Consider the following 18,261-nt stretch of genomic DNA (forward strand, 5'->3'; position numbering starts at 1 on the left):
GTTTGTGTTTATTTATTCATTTGATGTGAGGGAGAAAGTTATGGAAACAGTTGTTGATATTACAAAGCAGTATGGTGCAAATATAGTAGCAGTCATGCCTATAAATATAGTCAAAGGGGAAAATGCTTACATATATGATGGTTTGGGTAAAAAATATATTGATATGGCAACAGGTATTTCATCTGTAAATTTTGGACATAATAACCCTAAAATTTTGTCAGCTCTGTTTGAGCAAGTGAATAAAATTTCAGTTGTGCCAAGACTTTTTCACAATGAGCCTTTGGCAAATTTATTAAAGAAAGCTTGTGAGCTAACAAATATGGATAAGGCTATAGTTATGAATAGTGGTGCTGAAGCTATAGAAACGGCAATAAAAGTAGCAAGAAAGTGGGGATATGTAAAAAAGCAGATTCCAGATGGTTTGGTAGAGATAATAACTTTTGATAATAGCTTTCATGGTAGAACAATAACGGCAATAGGTACATCATCGAATCATGCTTATAAAGATAAGTTTGGTCCTATGCCTCAAGGTTTTATCTCAATACCTTATAATGATTTAGATGCTCTTGAAAAAGCTATTACAAAAAATACAGCAGCAATAATTATTGAGCCTATCCAAGGTGAGGGGGGAGTGATTATTCCAAATGAGGAGTATTTGTATAAGTGCCAAGAAATTTGCAAAAAGAATAATGTGTTGTTTATTCTAGATGAGATACAAACAGGTATGGGACGTACTGGCAAAAATTTTGCTAAAGAGCATTATGGTTTAGATCCTGATGGGATGACATTGGGGAAATCTTTGGGAGGAGGAGTATTACCTATTTCACTGTTTCTAGGCAAAGAAGATCTTATGGAAGTGTTACACCCTGGTGATCATGGTAGTACTTTTGGAGGAAATCCATTGGCTTCTGCTATAGCGTATAAGGCTCTTAGTATTTTGGATGAAGAATCTTTAGCTGAGAGAGCTGAAGCTTTAGGAAGCTTATTTGTAGATCAGTTAAAAAAAATAAATTCTAAATATATCCAAGAAATAAGAGCAAAAGGTTTATTTATTGCTTTGCAAATATATCCGCAATATTTTGAGAGTTTTTATCAAGAACTTTTAAATCTAGGAATACTTGCTGTAAAAACTAGAAATAATACTATTCGACTTCTACCACCATTGACTATAGGCGAAGAAACTATTTTAGAAGCTGTGAGTATAATAAAAAATCTAAATCTTTGAAAATAAAAAGTTTTCTATGTTCGTTTTTAATTTTTTAATATTTTTGATTGATGATGGAGCAACAAAAATTGTGTCATCACCGGCTACTATACCAATTATTTCAAAGCTATTTTTATTATAGTCTAAAGTCCTTGCTACTAATTGTGCAGCACCTGGTGCAGTATCGATTATAACAATAGCTTCATTTGCATCAATCTTGATAACTAAAGATGAAATATTATCAGTCATTATTGGAGGAGCTGGCTCATTGGGTATTTTATATACTAGAGTACTTTTCTCATTTTTGACTTTAACGGCACCGATTTTTTTGAGCATTCTATTAACTTTTGACTGGCTAGCACTATAGCCTAGGCGCTCCAAAGTATCACAGATATCGTTCTGAGAAGAAAATTCTTTGCTAAGAATGAGCTGTCTTAGATCGTTATAAATATCAGATTTATCCATAAATTTCCCTTATATAAACTAACCACTGTCTTATTTCAGCCTTCGTTATTTTAACGATATTGAGATATCGAAATTATAAGCTTTTCAGAAGAATATACCTATTTTTTGCAAAAATACTAGAATTATTTATTTAGTTTAAGTTTGATAGCTACATAAGCATCACGGAAAGACAGGCCTTGTTCTACTAATTTATATACTTCTTCGGTAGCATACAAGTCAGGGGTCATTGCTTGCTCTAGCTTATCTATATGAACATTCAAATCCTTGATTGTTGAGTTAAATAATAAAGCGGTATCTTCGATTAGAGTTATAGCTTCAAAGAATGGTAGTTTTGTTAGTTGGTAGTCACGATTATAACCACTAGGGACACTATCAATTATAGACGTGAGTTGTTGGAGGTAACCTTGATACAGTTTTGCATTGCCTCTCATGATTTCAAATAAATCATAATTACGTTTTTGAGGCATAATTGATGACCCTGTCGTATATGAGTTGCTTAGACTAAAGTAATCAAATTCTGCCATTGTAAATAACATCATATCATTAGCAAATCTTGAGTAGATGCTTATAGGGTTTGAGAATGTTTGTAGCGTCAGTTTTTCAAAATATCCTCTAGAGAACGCACAATAAATAGGGTTGTCTTGTGTTCTATTAAAGCCAAGTAGTTCGGTGGTATATTCTTTATCATGTTTGAAGTTGCTGATACCAAATCCTGATGCAGATCCTAGGGGGTTTTGGTTAATAACTTTGCTAGTAGCTGATATTAATAACAGAGTGTCTGCTAGTGCATCAGCAAAAGAACCTAACCAAGTTGCAACCGTAGTTGGCATTGCTTTTTGCATGTGCGTATAGCCAGGCATGGGTATGTTTTTGAATTTACTAGCTTTAGAGCGAAGAGTGTAGATATTCTCTTGAATAGTTTTTTCTAAGAATTGAATCTTATCTATCATGAAAAGACGTAGCATCACTAATGACTGATCATTTCTACTTCTACCTGTGTGTATCTTTTTGCCAACTTCACCATAATGCGTACATAAATACTGTTCAATTGCAGTATGACCATCTTCTTGATCTTGAGTTATTCTAAATTCATTGTTAGATAGGAGCTCTTGTATTTCTTGTAATCCTTTTTTGAGAAGATTAAGTTCATCTTTAGTAATGACTTTCATCTTATAAAGCATTTTTGCATGAGCTAAACTAGCTTGTAGATCGTATTTTAATAGTTTCTGATCAAGTATATAGTCCTGACCTACAGTATATTTTTCAACTATAGGTAAGAGCTTATCTGTTTCAGTTTGCCAAAGTTTTTTGCTCATAATATTACTTCTTATTTTTCATTATTGAATATGCTGTACGTTGAGCTAAGCTATGAAGTTCTATAAATCCGGCAGAAGCATTATGATTAAATAAATCGCCACCAGCTTCAAAAGTTGCTAACTCAGGTTTTAGCATAGAAAATGGTGATTCGACTGCTACTACTTCTATATTACCTTTATATAAAGATACAGTCACTTTTCCTGTTACTTTTTTATTTTGCTCTTCGATAAATGCAAGGATATTATTCATAACAGGGTTATACCATTCAGCAGCATAAGCAAGGTAAGCCCATTTGTTGTCCATAAATGTTTTTAGCTCATTTTCCTGACGGGTAGAAACAAGTTGCTCAAGCTTTTTGTGAGCAGCTATTATAATGCTAGCACCTGGGTTTTCATAAATACCTCTAACTTTTAGACCAATCAATCTATCTTCAATAAGGTTAAATACCCCAACACCATGTTCGCCACCTATTTTATTAGATTGCATTATTAGTTCTGCTAAAGGCATAGCTTTTCCATCTAGCTTGGTTGGTATACCTTTGACAAACTCTAAGGTAATATTTTGTGGTTTATCAAGAGCATTTTCGGGAGTCTTACACCATTGTAAAATTGCCTCTTTAGGAGCAATTAAATTTGAATGTTCTATTTCGCCACCTTCTGCGGTATTACCCCACATATTTTCATCATATGAGTATGGCTTGTCTTTTTGTTGTTTAACTGGAATACCATGTTTTTCAGCGTATTCTAATTCTTGCTCTCTACCCATTCCCCATTCTCTAACAGGAGCAATTGTTTTTATATTTTCATCTAATGTTGTTAGATAGCTTTCAAAACGAACTTGATCATTGCCTTTGCCTGTACAGCCATGAGCAACCACTTGACAATCATATTTCTTAGCTACTTCAACAGCTATCTCTGAAATAATAACTCTGCCAAGAGGTGTTGAAAGAGCATAGCCACCTTGATAATCGGCATTTGCTTTAATAGCATTGCTTATAACCTCATCTGCAAAACGATTTTTGGCATCATACACCACAGCATCTATAGCACCTAAGCTGATAGCTTTTTGTTTTATTTGTTCTAGATTATCAGCAACTTGACCAATATCTATTGTTAAGGCAACAACTTCAACATCATATTCTTCTTGAATCCACTTGAGCATAACTGATGTATCAAGTCCACCTGAGTATAGTAGAAGACAACGTTTGAAATCACCTTTTTTTGCTTCATGACTTGCGACTTTTTGATATGAGATTGACATTTTTACTACCAGTTGTTTATTTGAATATTTATTCATATTATCAAATTAATATTCGATATCAAGGATTTTATTGCGTATAATGTGAATAAATATTTACATGGCTGAGATTTTATTTATATCCTATGTACACAGCTATAATTATCATGATAGAGCTTAAAGTCATTAGATATAGATAGAATTTAAAGATGAATTTTAGCCATAACCCATAAGGTATTCTTGCAACACCAAGCACAGCCATAAGTGTGGCTGATGTAGGCATTAAGCAATGTGTCCAGCCATCACCGAGTTGGAATGCTAAGACAGCAATTTGCCTACTTAGACCCGTTAGGTCTGCTAATGGTGACATAATTGGCATGGTAAGAGCTGCTTGACCTGAGCCAGATGTGACAAAGAAATTAAATATCGATTGGAATAAAAACATCCCTATAGCAGATACATATTCATTGGTGCCTGAGATGGCTTCTGAAGCATAGTGTAATATGGTGTTTAGCATAGTGTAATCTTGGGGATTAGAGCCTCCCATAAGATATATCAGACCATAAGCAAAACCAATGATTAAACAAACAGGTAAAAGATCTTTGGCACCATTTTTGAAAGCATCAATAGCAATGCTTAAGTTCATGCCATTTACTTTACCAACTATAGCAAACAGTCCAGTTAATAATCCTAGTATTGTAAAAAGTGTCGCAATTTCGGGGATATAATAGCCTAGTTCTACTACGCCATACACTAGCCATATTATTGTAGCGATTAAACTCAAGAGTATTAACCATGAGTAAATACACATTTTTTGTGTTTGTTCTAAGCTATGTTCATCAGAGTTTCTATAGAAATTATCATAAATATACATAGGTGAGGATTGAGGTTTCTTTTGTATTTTTAGTGCATAGATCATTGCAAAAATACTTATAGATAGAGTAAATATAAACCACATAATAATCCTAAAAAGGCTACCTGATAATATTGGAATTTCTGCAATTCCTTGAGCAATACTAACTGAGAAAGGGTTCATCCAAGAAGTTGCAAACCCAATTTGAGTTGCTAAGTAGATAACCACAGTGCAAGTTAGAGCGTCAAACCCAATAAGTACAAAAATTGGCACAAGCAACATTATAAAAGGAATCGTTTCCTCTCCCATACCAAATACAGCGCCACCTAAAGAAAAAATAAAACATAAAACGGGTAGTAGAATGATTTTGTTATTTTGGAATTTATTTACTACTCTGAGAATTGATTGATCAATAACTTTTGTTTTAAGAAGAACTCCGAAAGAGCCTCCTATAATTAATAAGAAAGCTATAATTGCAACAGCACCACCATCTTTTGAGCCTGAAGTTATACCATTGTATATAAAATTAGTAAAACCTCGATTTTGATTATTTTCGGCTGCAAAGACTTTGACAGGGGATGTTTCTGGATTTCCTTGAGAATCTAACTTATATTGAAAGCTATCAGCAACTAATACATTTCTAGAATATGTTTGGCCATCTGAAGAGTATTGGATTTTTTTTACATCAAATTTACCAACAGGTATGAAATAGCTTGTGATAGCTACGAGGATCGCGATACAGAATAGTATAACTAAAGTATCAGGCATTTGTATTTTTTTTTGACTTCTCATCTATGGAATAATTTTATTATGAGTATTTATTTAGATTATCAGCATTTGATAAAAAAAGGATACAAAAATTAACGAAGATTGTCATATTTTCAAATAGCAACATGCCCTTAAAAATGTTATTATTATGTTCCATGATTTTTTATATTTTCATGTGTTCAAATGAATCCAAATACTAAAATTATTTTTGTAACAGGTGGCGTTGTATCGTCGTTGGGTAAAGGTGTAACGGCAGCTTCTTTAGCTACTCTTTTAGAAAGTCGTGGCTTAAATGTAACTATGATGAAGCTCGACCCATATATAAATGTTGATCCAGGGACAATGAGCCCATTACAGCATGGTGAAGTTTTTGTAACTGAAGATGGGGCAGAGACTGATCTTGATTTAGGTCACTATGAGCGTTTTATTCGTAATAAAATGACTCAAGCAAGCAACTTTACAACTGGTAAGGTTTACCAAAGTGTTTTAAGAAGGGAGCGTAAGGGCGACTATCTCGGTGCTACTATACAAGTAATACCTCACATCACAGATGAAATAAAAAGACGAGTATGTGAAGGGATTGCTGAGGATGTCGATGTGGCAATTGTTGAAATTGGTGGAACTGTTGGTGATATAGAGTCTCAGCCATTTTTAGAAGCAATACGGCAGCTAAGAATTGAGCTTGGTAGAAATAGGACATTATTTGTACATCTGACTCTGCTCCCATATATAAAAGTAGCTGGAGAGTTGAAGACAAAGCCAACGCAGCATTCAGTTAAAGAATTACGAGGGATTGGAATTCAGGCTGATATGTTAGTTTGTCGCTGTGAGAAAAAGTTTGATGAAAGTGAGAAGCGTAAAATTGCTCTTTTCACGAATGTTGATCAAGATTGTATATTCACAGCTGAAGATGTTGATACTATTTATGAAGTGCCACTTAAATATAATCATCAAGGTTTTGATGCTAAGTTGGTTGAACTATTAAACCTTAACACAAAAGAAGCAGATCTATCTGAGTGGCAAAATGTTGTAAGTACCATTAGAAATGTCAAAGGTGAAGTAACTGTCGCAATGGTAGGTAAGTATGTATCTCTTACAGAAGCATATAAGTCTCTTAACGAAGCCCTTTATAATGCAGGTTATAAAAGAGGTGTTAAAGTGAAAATAAAATTTGTTGACTCTGAAGAGGTTAATGATACTAATGTAGAGTCATTCTTTAACGATGCTGATGCTATTTTAGTACCTGGTGGCTTCGGTAGCAGAGGTGTTGAGGGTAAAATAGTCTCTATTAGGTATGCTCGAGAAAATCAAATTCCTTTTTTGGGTATTTGTTTGGGGATGCAGTTAGCAGTTGTGGAGTATGCTAGAAATGTATTGGGTATACAAGATGCGCATTCAAGTGAATTAGATCCATCAACCTCTAATCCAGTTATAGGTTTAATAACAGAGTGGCAAGCAGAGGATGGTACTATACACCAAAGAACTCATGAGTCGGATCTAGGTGGTACAATGCGTCTAGGTGGGTATAAATGTGTGTTAAAAGCAGGCTCTCGTGCTAGAGAAATTTATCAGGCAGATGAGGTAATTGAAAGACACCGTCATAGATATGAAGTAAATAATAATTATGTTGATCGTTTAGAAAGTGCGGGTCTGATTTTCTCAGGAAGATCTGAAGATGATAAGTTAATGGAGCTAATAGAAATTTCTGAACACAAATGGTTTATAGCTTGCCAAGCTCATCCAGAATTTACATCTACTCCTAGATATGGGCATAAATTATTTGAATCATACATTCAAGCAGCTGTCGAAAAATCTAATAAATAATCCCTAGTTTTGAAATTTTGTCAATAAAAGTGATATAATCTGAATTAACTAAGAATTGGAGAATTAATTATATGAGTAATCAAAGAACTTTATCTATTATTAAACCTGATGCTGTAGAAAAGAATATAATCGGAGAAATTTACAGACGTTTTGAGAAGTCTGGTTTGAAAGTTGTTGCAGCTAAAATGAAACATTTGTCAAAAACAGAGGCCGAAGGCTTCTATGCGGTGCATAAAGATAGACCGTTTTTTAGCGCTCTTGTAGAGTTTATGATTTCAGGTCCTGTGATGATACAGGTATTAGAAGGTGAAAATGCGATAGCTAAAAATCGTGAGTTGATGGGTGCTACAAACCCTAAAGAAGCAGATGCTGGAACAATTAGAGCTGATTTTGCTGATAGTATTGATGCTAATGCTGTGCACGGTTCAGATGCTCCAGAAACAGCAGCACAAGAAATTAAGTATTTCTTTAGTGATATAGAGATTGTTGGCTAAGCCGGTCTATATCGAATAATACCTAGGAGGAGATTGATAATGAGTTGGTTAACTAGAGTAATTGGTAGAAGTCTTGGTTTAGAAGCACAGAAAAAAGATATGCCTACAGGAGTTTGGAGTCAGTGTCCAAGCTGTGGAGTAACGTTGTACTCTGAAGAGTTACACAATAATAAGTCAGTGTGTCCAAACTGTAATTATCATTACAGAATATCTGCTAGACACAGACTAAACTTATTCTTCGATAGAGAGAGTACAAAAGAGCATTTTGCTAATATATCTCCTGTGGATATGCTTAAGTTCAAAGATACTAAGTCTTATAAAGATAGACTTTCTCAAGCACAGAAAAAAACTGAAGAACAAGATGCATTGGTAGTGATGGAAGGAACTGTAAAAGGATTCCCAGTAGTTGCTGCAGCATTTAACTTTATGTTCTTAGGTGGTTCTATGGGTTCTGTTGTAGGTGAAAAATTTACTAGAGGTGTTAAGCTTGCTATCGAGAAAAAAGTTCCTTTTGTATGCTTCACAGCAAGTGGTGGAGCTAGAATGCAAGAATCATTATTCTCATTAATGCAAATGGCGAAAACTAGTGCTGCTTTACAAAAGTTGGCAGAAGCTAAGCTACCGTACTTAGTTGTACTGACAGATCCTACTACAGGTGGTGTATCTGCATCTCTAGCTATGCTTGGTGATGTGCATCTTGCTGAGCCAAAAGCTCTGATAGGTTTTGCTGGACCTAGAGTAATTGAACAAACAGTAAGAGAAAAATTACCTGAAGGATTCCAAAGAAGTGAGTTTTTGGTAGAGAAAGGCATGGTAGATATGATCGTTGATCGTAGAAACTTAAGAGAAGAAGTTGCAAAGTTAATAGATAAGCTTATGCCTAATTTGACTAAAATTAATCATTCTCAATCTCTAGAATATAAATCTGAACAGCAAGTATAGTCCTAAATTAAAAATGAGCATTGAAGTGAAAATAGCTAAAATAATGGCTAAGCCAGATGCTCGTAACTGTGATCTTTTAGATCTGTTACTTATTCTTGATAGATTTAACTTTACCAAAAAGTTTAAAGTAATAACAATTGCGGGGACAAATGGTAAAGGTACTACAGTAGCTATGTTAGAAGAGCTATTGGTGTCGAATAACAAGCAGGTGTTAAGTCATACATCTCCGCATGTCTTTAAATTTAATGAAAGAATATCTCTAAATAAACAATCGATTCCAGATAATGTTTTATTAGAGCTATTAGAAAGATTAGGTGAGATAACTCCTGAATATCGACTATCTTATTATCAAATAGCTTTTTTGTGTGCTTGTATGTATTCTCAGAAGGTTGCTATTGATTATCTGATTTTAGAAGTCGGTATAGGTGGTCGTTTAGATGCAGCAAATATAATAGATGCTGACATTACAGCTATTACTAATATTGATTTTGATCACTGTGAAGTTCTTGGTGATACGTTAGATAAAATTGGACATGAAAAGGCTGGTATAGCTAGGGCAGGAGTACCTTTGTTCTTGGGAACAAAAATGCCTGATAGTGTTTATAAATATGCAGAAGCTTGTGGTGCAATAATTTATGAAGAAAATCATGAGTATAGTTCTAGCGAGTGCTTTATACATAGTTATAATATTGCCGTAACTATAGCTAATTATCTTTTTAATAAGTTGTTGATATCTTATATTCCAAATTTAGAAGAGATAAGAGCTAAAGCAAGATTTTCAATATTAAAAAATAATAGTTTCAATAATAGTTATGTTGTTGTTGATGTTGCACATAATCCAGCTTCTGTGAGGCACCTATTTGAGCTTTTAGATGCAAAATTTGGCAATAATAATGTTAGGTATGAGGCGGTATTTGGGATTTTAGCAAGTAAGGATCTACATGAGATATTAAATATAGCAAGAGGCCGTATATATAAATGGGATATTGTGGATCTTAAATATTTAGATGGTCGAGCGGCTGATTTAGACAAAATAAAGCAAGAGTTTGAATCACAAAAAATTGTGCGAGTTGATTTTAACACAGACCTAGGTAGTATATATTTGTCAAAAAAAGATACGGTAACAGTTGTTTTTGGATCATTTGTATTAGCTGGAGAGTTTATAAAGCAGTATGAAAAGCATAATAGTGAAAAGTGAAAAGCAGATATTTGAGTTTACTCAAGAGTATGCTAAAAAACTTCAAGCAGGTCAGATTATATATTTACATGGGGACTTGGGTGTTGGCAAAACTACTTTTGTAAAAGGAGTGCTTAAGTCTTTGGGCTATAAAGGTAATGTTAAAAGTCCAACTTATACGTTGGTTGAGAGTTATGAGTTTGATAATTTTAATATTTATCATTTTGACTTGTACAGGTTGGCAGACCCTGAAGAACTTGAATGGATAGGTGTTAGAGACTATTTCAATAATGATTCAATCTGTTTTGTTGAGTGGCCAGAAAAAGGTAAAGGGTTCCTGCCAAAAAACAGTACTGATATATATATAAAATATTTACCTAATGGTAGGCAAATAAATTTTTGTTAAAAATCTCTATAAATATGGTATGAAAGTATATTATACTGTTAAAAATATTTTGTATTTATATTATTTGTCTGTGGGAGAGAAGGATGAAAGTTAGGTTTATAATCACCTTTTTATCAGTTATGTTCTTTGGTTCATCATACGCAACTTTAAAAGAGTGTTATAAAGATGGTGTTGATCAAGAGTATGAAAGAGTCTTAGAGTCATGTAAGCCATATCTTAAAACTGATGCTAGAGCTGCAGGGCTTTTGGCAGAAGCAAATGTTCAACTTGATATGAGTGATAAAAATGCTTTAGATTATGCTCTTTGGGCTGCTGATTTCTATGAGAAAAATGGTGCCCCAACTGATCCTGAAGGAGTTAGGTCTTATTCATATTTGGTATATTTGATTGGTGAGTTATATTTCTTTGGAGCAGATGGTATTGAGGTTGATCAACCTAAAGGGATTGAATATATAACCAAGGCTGCGAATTTGGGCTATGATATTGCACAAAATCAGCTAGGTAACTTATATGTAAGAAATGATAAAGTACCAGGTATGAATGTTGCTAAGGCTTATAAGTGGTATAAGCTTGCTATAGCTAATGGTAGTTTAGAAGCTAGAGGAGCTTATTTAATTAACAATCAGCAAAAATTTATCCAAGAGTATCCATACTGTATGTCTTTGGGTAGAGCTTTTATTGCAGATGCTTATTTAAATGGAACTGGTGGATTACCTAAAAACCCTAACTATGCTATTAAGTGGTATCAGAAGGCATATAATTTAGATCATTCATCCGAAATAGAGGTTGGCCTAGCAGAGGCTTATTATGCAGAGTATAAAAATATTACTCAAGGTAAGCATGCGTTTAAACATGCTGGGATGGCAGAGGCACTTATCGCTAAAGGTGATAAGCAACGAGCGTATAAGTATGCACGTGAAGCTATAACACAGCCATATGCACCAGCATTTGCTATTATGGCATCATTGACTGACAATAAAGTTGCTAAGTATGCATATCTATCAGAGGCTATTCAGTTATATAATAATCCACTACTAGGTTTTTGGCGTCAGTTTAATCAGTACTGTATGCCAAATCTTTCTGATAAGAGCGGATTAAAGAAAGCTGAGCAGGAGCTAGCTAAAATAAAGCTTACAGCAGAAGAGAAAGAATTAGCTGTTAAAGAGCAGGAGAGTTTAGAGGTATATTGGAATCCAAATGTTCAGTCTAAACAAGAAGGACAAAAGCAAGAATCTTCTGCAGTTCAGCAACAAGTTAGCGAAAAAACACAAGTAGAGTCAAATTAATCTTAATGAGTATCTCTGTGACTTGAGAAAATGAAAAAGTTCTTCTCAAATAGTTTAATTGTATCTGTATTCTTATTTTTATCGAAATTATTAGGTTTTGTTAGAGACTTATTATTAGCTAGTTTTTTTGGTAGTGGATCAGCTTTACAAGCGTTTTTGGTAGCTTTTAGGTTTCCTGAATTCATGCGCAAGGTTACGTCATCTGGTGTTTTGACACAAATAATTAATCCATATTTAAATGGTAATACTAATGATAGAAACAGGAAGTTTATTATAACTGTACTTTATTTCATAGCTTTATTGTTATTGGTTTTGACTATTGTAGTAATAGTCTTTAGTAATGTTTGGGTGGAAATATATGCATATGGCCTAGTTGATGATAGAAGTGTTTTGAGCTTAGTCAAAAGCATGTTTGTGATCATGATCCCGTACTTGTTGTTCAATGGGATTATGGGAGTGATATCGGCTATCTTAAATAGTTATAGTAAATATCTAATATCGTCAATCCTACCAATTGTACTAAATATTTTAATGATAGTGGGTATAATTATCTCACCAATGTTTAATGTTCCTATCTTTAGTGTTGCTTATGCGGTTCTCTTAGCAGGGATTATCCAAGTTTTCATTGGGGGATATAGTCTTAAAAGATTAATGGGTAAGGTTAAGCTTAATCAAGATGTGTTTTTGGTTAAGGATCTCAGGTCAAGAACATTCTTAAAAAAACTTCCTTCAGCATTTTTCGGAACAGCAATATTACAAATAAATGGATTGATAGAAACATTTTTTGCATCTTTTTTGCTATCTGGAAGCTTGGCGTGGCTATATTATGCAGATAGAGTTAATCAATTCTTATATGGGGTTTTTGGGACAGCTATAGCAACGGTTATGATTCCGTACCTGATTAACTATAAGAGAAACCAGCAGAAATTTTTCCAGACATTAAGCTTTATTATAAGGTTTACTTTAATAATAACAGTTCCTGCCGTTATAGGTCTATTTATATTGGCTAAGCCTATCGTTATTTCACTATTTTTCTATGGTAAGTTTAATTTGCAGGATATCGATTTTACTTATCTGGCTTTGCTTGGTTACTTAGTATCATTGTTTTGTTTTGTAATCGTCAGAGTAGTTGTTTCAGCACTTTACATACAGAATAAAACCTCAATAGTTTTTTATATTAGTTTAATATGTCTAATAATTACTATAGTTGCTGATATGCTAGTTGTGAATTTGTTTGCAAAAGATGATCATGCATTTTTGTATTTAGCGTTGGTAAGTTCCTCTGTTGCATTAATCAATTTGGTTATTCAGATGTGGGTGCTTTGTGATTTTAATATTAGATTATTTGTTGATAGTTATTTAGATTTGATGACAATTATTAGGATAACAATTGCTAGTATATGTATGGTTTTAGTATTAAAATCATTTAATCTAAGTGATAGTTATTGGATTACTTTATCAATGTTTGATAGACTCAAAAGTATAGCTCTAATAGTGTCTAGTGGTATAATTGCTTATTCTGTAGTTATGATAGTACTGGGAGGTTTTAGATCTTTGAAAGATTTAAAACAGTAATAGTTTTATCAAGCTATCAGGACAAATTTATTTAGGATAAAAATGTACGATTTCAAAAAAATAAATAATCTTAGGGGAATAGAAAGAGAAACTTTGAGAATCACTTGTAATGGAGTGCTTGCTGATTCGTGCCACCCGTATGCTCTTGGGCATAAACTAACTAATAGTAGTATAACTGTTGATTTTTCGGAGAATCTTCTTGAGTTGATTACTAGACCTCATGAGAGTATAGAAAGTACTTTTTGTGAGCTATATGATCTTTCAGCTTTCACATTAGCGAATATGGCAGATAATGAGATTATACTTAATACTAGTATGCCTCTTTCAGCTGATGAAAGTGAAATAGAAGAGGCTGATTTTGGTAGTTCGAACTCTGGACAGATGAAGAGAGTTTATCGCAAGGGATTGTCTGTTCGATATGGTAAGATTATGCAAATAATCTCAGGCATACACTATAATTTCTCTTTTGATAGAAAGCTGATAGAAAATATTGCTAGTGATAAGCAAAGTTCAGTTTCTGATGTTTATTTTGATGTTCTTAATAAATATTTTGAATTTATGTGGTTATTACCATATCTATTTGGAGCTAGTCCAATATGTGCTAAGACTTCTGTTAAAAATAAGCCTGACTACTTGTCAGATTTAGATGATGAGTTTTTTGTTGGCAAATATGCTACAAGCTTGAGAATGAGCGATCTTGGTTATACGAGTCCAGCACAAAAGGATCTGGCTATATCATATAATGACGTTAAATCTTATGTTAAAGATTTGATACATGCGACTGATGATATTTTTGATGATTATAGAAATTTGGGTTTATATGATGCTGAAGGTCAAAGAGTGCAATTAAACGAGAGTATTTTACAGATAGAAAATGAGTACTACAGTGCGATTAGACCTAAGCAGATAGCTAAAAGGTGTGAAAGACCTGCATGTGCATTATATAACCGAGGTGTAGAGTATATTGAGGTTAGAGTTCTTGATGTTGACCTTTTTACTCCAGTTGGAATAAGTAAAAATACAGCTCTTTTCGTTGAAGCAATGTTGATGACTTGTTTGGAGGAAGGCGCAGTAAGATATAGTAAAGAACAAATCAAGCAGGCTAAGCAAAATTTGACTGCTGTGGCAATACAGGGTCGTAATCCACAGCTTAAGCTAAAAAAACTAGATGATGCTAGAGAAGTCTTACTAAAGGATTATGCATTAGAGTTGTTTGATAAGATTGAAGCAACAGCAGAAAAGATGTCATCTGAGTATCTTGAAGCAGTATATCTAGAAAAGCAAAAGATTTTGGATATTAATAAAACACCATCTTCTAAAATAGTTAAGATTGCAGAGGAGCAAGGATATAAAAATTTTGCGTTAAAGGTGTCTCAAAAAGCATCTGAAGAGTTTAGAGGCTATGCACTATCAGCAGATGTTGAGTCTGAACTACAAAGTCAAGTTTCTCAGTCTGAAGTTGCAGAAAAAGAGTTGGTTGCAAATGATAGCATATCTCTAGACGAATATATTAATAGGTATTACGAATCTTCAAAAGGGTGTTGTTAAACTTTGTTTTAATTTGTTATTTCTGTATAAATTGATAGGCATAAAAAAACCAGCTCAAGGCTGGTTTTGATATTATGGTACAAGTGAAGTAAAAAACTATACTTTCTTGATACCACCGAATCTCTTCTTGAACTTATCAACACGTCCAGCTGTATCAACAATTCTTTGCTTACCAGTGTAGAACGGATGACATTGTGAACAGATATCGATGTTCATAGCATCTTTACCAGAAGTTGATTTAGTAACAAAAGTATTTCCACAACTACAAGTTACTTTTACTTCAGTATATTTAGGATGAATTTCTTGTCTCATTTTTATAGTTTCCTTATATTTATAATCTGACATCGCCACTTAGACTATCTCATCTAAGCACCATATCCCTTATTAGAATAGCTCAGAGATTGTAGCTTAAAATATCCACAGTATCAAGCTTAATTCGAAGAAATATACTTCTCTCTACGTACACTCTTAGGTCCAAAACCTGCATTTGTAAGCATCTCATATGATTGATCAATCATATTGGGATTGCCACAAACGTAAACAATATCAGTCTCAGGGTTTAGCCCTATACTTTCAAATTGATTCTGAACATATCCAGAGATCTCATAATCTTTAAGATCTTGAGTTTCTCTACTAAGGCATAACTTAAAGTGAATGTTATCATGCTTTTTTGCAAACTCTATAAAATCATCTTGATAAAGAGCATCTTTGCGATATTGGACTCCTAGTAGTATATGTATTTCAGTGTTGTCAGCTCTTTCTAACAGCTCTGGGAACATTGCTTTGTATGGTACAATACCAGTACCAGTACCAACCAGAACTAATTTATTAATTTCTTCTTCTTTTAGAACAAGTCTACCCGCTGGTCCCATAGCAGGAGCAGTCTCACCAATTTTCATATTAAAGAAAGTATCAGTTGCTACACCGCCTTTTACATAAGTGATACCTATTTCTAGGAGCATATTATCAGAAGGTAGTGAGCCTAAGCTGTAGCTTCTGCGTTTTAGGTTACCTTCCTTATCTGTTAATAGGAATGTGATAAATTGCCCAGCGATAAAGTTAAGAGGTTTACCATCAGTTCTTTTGAATACGAAATGTCTAACATTGTCTGTAATATCTTTAAATGAAACTAGTTCAAGTTCAAATTTTTCCAAAGCCATTTTATTAAAAATTGTCATGTGTATTTATAACAGCAATAATTATATACTCAAAATATCTAGAAATATAGATATCTATCAAATCATATTGTTAGATAATTAGTAAAATACATTAGAACAAATTTATGCATTTAGAGTGCTTTTGTGTATATAATAATTTTATATAGGTAGTAAGCTTAAACTTAGAAAATGTATAAAATACTAGTGTTTTTGTTGCTTCTTCCTTGCTTAGGATTGGCAGAAATGACTCAAGCAGATATAGAAAAGATATATACAAAACCAATCATTCTAGATAGTAGGCACTATACTTTTAATGTTGAGTTACCCGTAGATTCGATAGATGGATATAGATGGTTTCTTATTCCACCAGATTATGATTATATAGATGATAGTGGCTATACCCATGAGAGTGTTAATGTTGAAAAATCAAAATGGGCTGGTATGGATAATTTTAAACTTAAACTCACTAAAAAGTTTAGGAAAGTACCTCATAAAATTATATTACATTTTGAATGTTTTCGACCGTTCGAGGAACATCCTAAGATTTTAACAAAAGATGTGACAGTATTATCACTTTTAGATTAGGAGCATATATGAAGAAAATACTGATAATAATATCTGCGATGTTGGTTGCCTTGAGTGCAACTGCCGCAGATTGTGCTGATAAAGGCTTTACTATAATAAGAGATAAGGCTAAGCAAATGGAGCAAGCTTGGGATGCGGCTGACCTTGATAAAGTTGTATCATTCTATGATGATGATTTTATGTATATGAGTGGAGGTAAAACTTATACAAGTAAAGATGCTGTGTTAAAGCATTATCTTGATGGATTTGCTGCAAATAAAGCTGGCAAACGAGATATGGGTAAGTTAAAACTTAACTATGAGTATTGTCGAAACATTGATGAGAATCATCAGTTAGTTATATTAAAGTTTATATGGGATGGTTCTGATGGTAAGGTTGTTACAGGTCACGATTTACTTGTTTGGCAAAAAGATGGTAAAGATAACTATACTATAATAGTAGATTTTCCACAGTCATAGTTTATATAAGGTATAAGAGGAGATGTTATGTTTTTTTTGATATTTTTGGTAATAGTTTCTATATTCTTATTGGCTTTTTCAATAAGTATAGTTGAGACTCAGTCGGTAAATGTAATAGAGAGATTTGGTAAGTTTGTTAGAATCCAGCGTGCTGGACTTAATTTTAGAATACCTTTTATTGAAAGAATAGCTGGTAGAGTCAGTTTGAGAGTACAACAGCTTGATATAGTTGCAGAGACCAAAACAAGAGATAATGTATTTGTACACATGAAAGTTTCTGTACAGTTTCTAGTTGAAGAGTCGAAGGCTGTGGATGCTTTTTATAAGCTAACAAATGCTAGAGCGCAAATGGAGTCGTATGTTTTTGATGTGATTAGATCATCACTACCACGTATGAGTTTGGATGAGTCTTTTGAAAATAAAGATGCAATAGCACTAGATATTAAAAAAGAGTTATCAGAAGAAATGAGTACTTATGGATATACGATAATTAAGTCATTAGTTGTTGATATTAATCCTGAGGAAAATGTTAAGCGTTCGATGAACGAGATTAATGCTGCGCAAAGACAGCTTGAGGCTACAAAAGCAAAAGCAGAAGCAGAGAAGCTTATCAAAATCAAAGAAGCAGAAGGGCAAAAAGAGTCAATGAAGCTACTTGGTGAAGGTATAGCAGAGCAGCGTAAGGCAATAGCAAGAGGTTTGCGTGTATCGATAGAAGATGTCAAAGAGGGTACTGGAGGAAATATTTCTTCTGAATATATTTCATCTTTAGTAATGATGTATCAATATTTAGATACGTTAGAGAATATGACAAAATCAGGTAAATCAAATGTAATCTTTACTCCAAATTCTCCAAAAGGCTTCAATAATCTAACATCAGAAATGATAAGTGCGTTATCTGCTGTTAAAGATATCTAAACTTTTTGTAACTATATTTCTTGAGAAATTGTGCTATGATAGCACAAG

The 18,261-nt window shown here is 33.5% G+C and carries 18 protein-coding genes; 12 read left to right on the forward strand and 6 right to left on the reverse strand.

All coding sequences use genetic code 11. The features are described from left to right. The first annotated feature begins 40 nt into the window (after positions 1-40). Positions 41-1,225 carry an ornithine--oxo-acid transaminase gene (gene rocD, locus F3D59_RS01640; RefSeq protein WP_150463542.1) on the forward strand — a complete coding sequence of 395 codons (1,185 nt, stop codon included), beginning with the start codon at positions 41-43 and terminating at the stop codon, positions 1,223-1,225. On the opposite strand, the gene F3D59_RS01645 is transcribed toward rocD, so the two are convergent. From F3D59_RS01645 to yfcC, 4 genes are all read right to left on the reverse strand, one after another. Next, positions 1,214-1,669: an arginine repressor ArgR gene (locus F3D59_RS01645; RefSeq protein ID WP_013922047.1), complete on the reverse strand. Its 456-nt coding sequence runs from the start codon at positions 1,667-1,669 to the stop codon at positions 1,214-1,216. The two genes, rocD and F3D59_RS01645, sit on opposite strands and share 12 nt — an antisense overlap. Positions 1,670-1,791: 122 nt before the next feature. Further along, the gene (gene argH, locus F3D59_RS01650; protein ID WP_150463543.1) at positions 1,792-2,985 is read right to left on the reverse strand and encodes an argininosuccinate lyase; all 1,194 of its coding nucleotides are present in this window, start codon (positions 2,983-2,985) and stop codon (positions 1,792-1,794) included. 4 nt (positions 2,986-2,989) lie between these two features. Then, positions 2,990-4,282, reverse strand: coding sequence for an argininosuccinate synthase (locus F3D59_RS01655; protein WP_224721125.1), 1,293 nt, complete (start codon positions 4,280-4,282; stop codon positions 2,990-2,992). 73 nt (positions 4,283-4,355) lie between these two features. Next, complete coding sequence (gene yfcC, locus F3D59_RS01660; RefSeq protein WP_150463544.1) at positions 4,356-5,867, reverse strand: putative basic amino acid antiporter YfcC; 1,512 nt, start codon at positions 5,865-5,867, stop codon at positions 4,356-4,358. Between the two features lie 159 nt (positions 5,868-6,026). Between yfcC and F3D59_RS01665 the strand changes: the two genes are divergently transcribed. From F3D59_RS01665 to gshA, 8 genes are all read left to right on the forward strand, one after another. Beyond that, positions 6,027-7,667: a CTP synthase gene (locus F3D59_RS01665; RefSeq protein ID WP_013922054.1), complete on the forward strand. Its 1,641-nt coding sequence runs from the start codon at positions 6,027-6,029 to the stop codon at positions 7,665-7,667. A 71-nt stretch (positions 7,668-7,738) separates the two neighbouring features. After that, positions 7,739-8,161, forward strand: a complete 423-nt coding sequence (gene ndk, locus F3D59_RS01670) for a nucleoside-diphosphate kinase (protein WP_146421745.1) — start codon at positions 7,739-7,741, stop codon at positions 8,159-8,161. Positions 8,162-8,200: 39 nt separating this feature from the next. Continuing rightward, the gene (gene accD / locus F3D59_RS01675; protein ID WP_146421746.1) at positions 8,201-9,103 is read left to right on the forward strand and encodes an acetyl-CoA carboxylase, carboxyltransferase subunit beta; all 903 of its coding nucleotides are present in this window, start codon (positions 8,201-8,203) and stop codon (positions 9,101-9,103) included. A gap of 13 nt (positions 9,104-9,116) precedes the next feature. Beyond that, the gene (locus F3D59_RS01680) at positions 9,117-10,301 is read left to right on the forward strand and encodes a bifunctional folylpolyglutamate synthase/dihydrofolate synthase (protein WP_150463545.1); all 1,185 of its coding nucleotides are present in this window, start codon (positions 9,117-9,119) and stop codon (positions 10,299-10,301) included. Continuing rightward, a complete protein-coding gene (gene tsaE, locus F3D59_RS01685; protein ID WP_150463546.1) occupies positions 10,276-10,686 on the forward strand; it encodes a tRNA (adenosine(37)-N6)-threonylcarbamoyltransferase complex ATPase subunit type 1 TsaE in 411 nt (136 codons plus the stop codon). The genes F3D59_RS01680 and tsaE overlap by 26 nt, the downstream gene beginning before the upstream one ends. Positions 10,687-10,769: 83 nt before the next feature. After that, on the forward strand, positions 10,770-11,972 hold the full coding sequence (locus F3D59_RS01690) for a tetratricopeptide repeat protein (RefSeq protein ID WP_150463547.1): 1,203 nt from the start codon (positions 10,770-10,772) through the stop codon (positions 11,970-11,972). A gap of 30 nt (positions 11,973-12,002) precedes the next feature. Next, positions 12,003-13,547, forward strand: coding sequence for a murein biosynthesis integral membrane protein MurJ (murJ, locus tag F3D59_RS01695; RefSeq protein WP_150463548.1), 1,545 nt, complete (start codon positions 12,003-12,005; stop codon positions 13,545-13,547). A 42-nt stretch (positions 13,548-13,589) separates the two neighbouring features. Next, positions 13,590-15,095, forward strand: coding sequence for a glutamate--cysteine ligase (gene gshA, locus F3D59_RS01700; protein WP_150463549.1), 1,506 nt, complete (start codon positions 13,590-13,592; stop codon positions 15,093-15,095). A gap of 96 nt (positions 15,096-15,191) precedes the next feature. On the opposite strand, the gene rpmE is transcribed toward gshA, so the two are convergent. After that, a complete protein-coding gene (rpmE, locus tag F3D59_RS01705) occupies positions 15,192-15,407 on the reverse strand; it encodes a 50S ribosomal protein L31 (RefSeq protein ID WP_013922062.1) in 216 nt (71 codons plus the stop codon). A 119-nt stretch (positions 15,408-15,526) separates the two neighbouring features. Further along, a complete protein-coding gene (locus tag F3D59_RS01710) occupies positions 15,527-16,255 on the reverse strand; it encodes a ferredoxin--NADP reductase (RefSeq protein WP_150463550.1) in 729 nt (242 codons plus the stop codon). A 186-nt stretch (positions 16,256-16,441) separates the two neighbouring features. Here F3D59_RS01710 and F3D59_RS01715 point away from each other — a divergent pair, with 186 nt between their 5' ends. The 3 genes from F3D59_RS01715 to F3D59_RS01725 are packed head-to-tail and all read left to right on the forward strand — an operon-like array spanning position 16,442 to position 18,213. Next, on the forward strand, positions 16,442-16,837 hold the full coding sequence (locus F3D59_RS01715) for a hypothetical protein (protein WP_150463551.1): 396 nt from the start codon (positions 16,442-16,444) through the stop codon (positions 16,835-16,837). Between the two features lie 8 nt (positions 16,838-16,845). Next, the gene (locus F3D59_RS01720; RefSeq protein WP_150463552.1) at positions 16,846-17,295 is read left to right on the forward strand and encodes a nuclear transport factor 2 family protein; all 450 of its coding nucleotides are present in this window, start codon (positions 16,846-16,848) and stop codon (positions 17,293-17,295) included. Between the two features lie 27 nt (positions 17,296-17,322). Continuing rightward, entirely contained in the window at positions 17,323-18,213 is an 891-nt protein-coding gene (locus tag F3D59_RS01725; protein ID WP_146421753.1) for an SPFH domain-containing protein, read from the forward strand. The last annotated feature ends 48 nt before the right edge of the window (positions 18,214-18,261 follow it).

Source organism: Francisella sp. XLW-1, assembly GCF_008711455.1.
Taxonomy (GTDB): domain Bacteria; phylum Pseudomonadota; class Gammaproteobacteria; order Francisellales; family Francisellaceae; genus Francisella; species Francisella salimarina.

What these genes read in the sequence shown, in the direction of transcription:
- tsaE (WP_150463546.1), top strand. Translation starts at nt 10,276, where the DNA reads ATGAAAAGCATAATAGTGAAAAGTGAAAAGCAGATATTTGAGTTTACT.
- F3D59_RS01720 (WP_150463552.1), top strand. Translation starts at nt 16,846, where the DNA reads ATGAAGAAAATACTGATAATAATATCTGCGATGTTGGTTGCCTTGAGT.
- argH (WP_150463543.1), bottom strand. Translation starts at nt 2,985, where the DNA reads ATGAGCAAAAAACTTTGGCAAACTGAAACAGATAAGCTCTTACCTATA.
- gshA (WP_150463549.1), top strand. Translation starts at nt 13,590, where the DNA reads ATGTACGATTTCAAAAAAATAAATAATCTTAGGGGAATAGAAAGAGAA.
- murJ (WP_150463548.1), top strand. Translation starts at nt 12,003, where the DNA reads ATGAAAAAGTTCTTCTCAAATAGTTTAATTGTATCTGTATTCTTATTT.
- F3D59_RS01665 (WP_013922054.1), top strand. Translation starts at nt 6,027, where the DNA reads ATGAATCCAAATACTAAAATTATTTTTGTAACAGGTGGCGTTGTATCG.
- F3D59_RS01710 (WP_150463550.1), bottom strand. Translation starts at nt 16,255, where the DNA reads ATGGCTTTGGAAAAATTTGAACTTGAACTAGTTTCATTTAAAGATATT.
- F3D59_RS01645 (WP_013922047.1), bottom strand. Translation starts at nt 1,669, where the DNA reads ATGGATAAATCTGATATTTATAACGATCTAAGACAGCTCATTCTTAGC.
- rocD (WP_150463542.1), top strand. Translation starts at nt 41, where the DNA reads ATGGAAACAGTTGTTGATATTACAAAGCAGTATGGTGCAAATATAGTA.
- F3D59_RS01655 (WP_224721125.1), bottom strand. Translation starts at nt 4,282, where the DNA reads ATGAATAAATATTCAAATAAACAACTGGTAGTAAAAATGTCAATCTCA.
- F3D59_RS01715 (WP_150463551.1), top strand. Translation starts at nt 16,442, where the DNA reads ATGTATAAAATACTAGTGTTTTTGTTGCTTCTTCCTTGCTTAGGATTG.
- ndk (WP_146421745.1), top strand. Translation starts at nt 7,739, where the DNA reads ATGAGTAATCAAAGAACTTTATCTATTATTAAACCTGATGCTGTAGAA.
- F3D59_RS01680 (WP_150463545.1), top strand. Translation starts at nt 9,117, where the DNA reads ATGAGCATTGAAGTGAAAATAGCTAAAATAATGGCTAAGCCAGATGCT.
- F3D59_RS01725 (WP_146421753.1), top strand. Translation starts at nt 17,323, where the DNA reads ATGTTTTTTTTGATATTTTTGGTAATAGTTTCTATATTCTTATTGGCT.
- accD (WP_146421746.1), top strand. Translation starts at nt 8,201, where the DNA reads ATGAGTTGGTTAACTAGAGTAATTGGTAGAAGTCTTGGTTTAGAAGCA.
- rpmE (WP_013922062.1), bottom strand. Translation starts at nt 15,407, where the DNA reads ATGAGACAAGAAATTCATCCTAAATATACTGAAGTAAAAGTAACTTGT.
- yfcC (WP_150463544.1), bottom strand. Translation starts at nt 5,867, where the DNA reads ATGAGAAGTCAAAAAAAAATACAAATGCCTGATACTTTAGTTATACTA.
- F3D59_RS01690 (WP_150463547.1), top strand. Translation starts at nt 10,770, where the DNA reads ATGAAAGTTAGGTTTATAATCACCTTTTTATCAGTTATGTTCTTTGGT.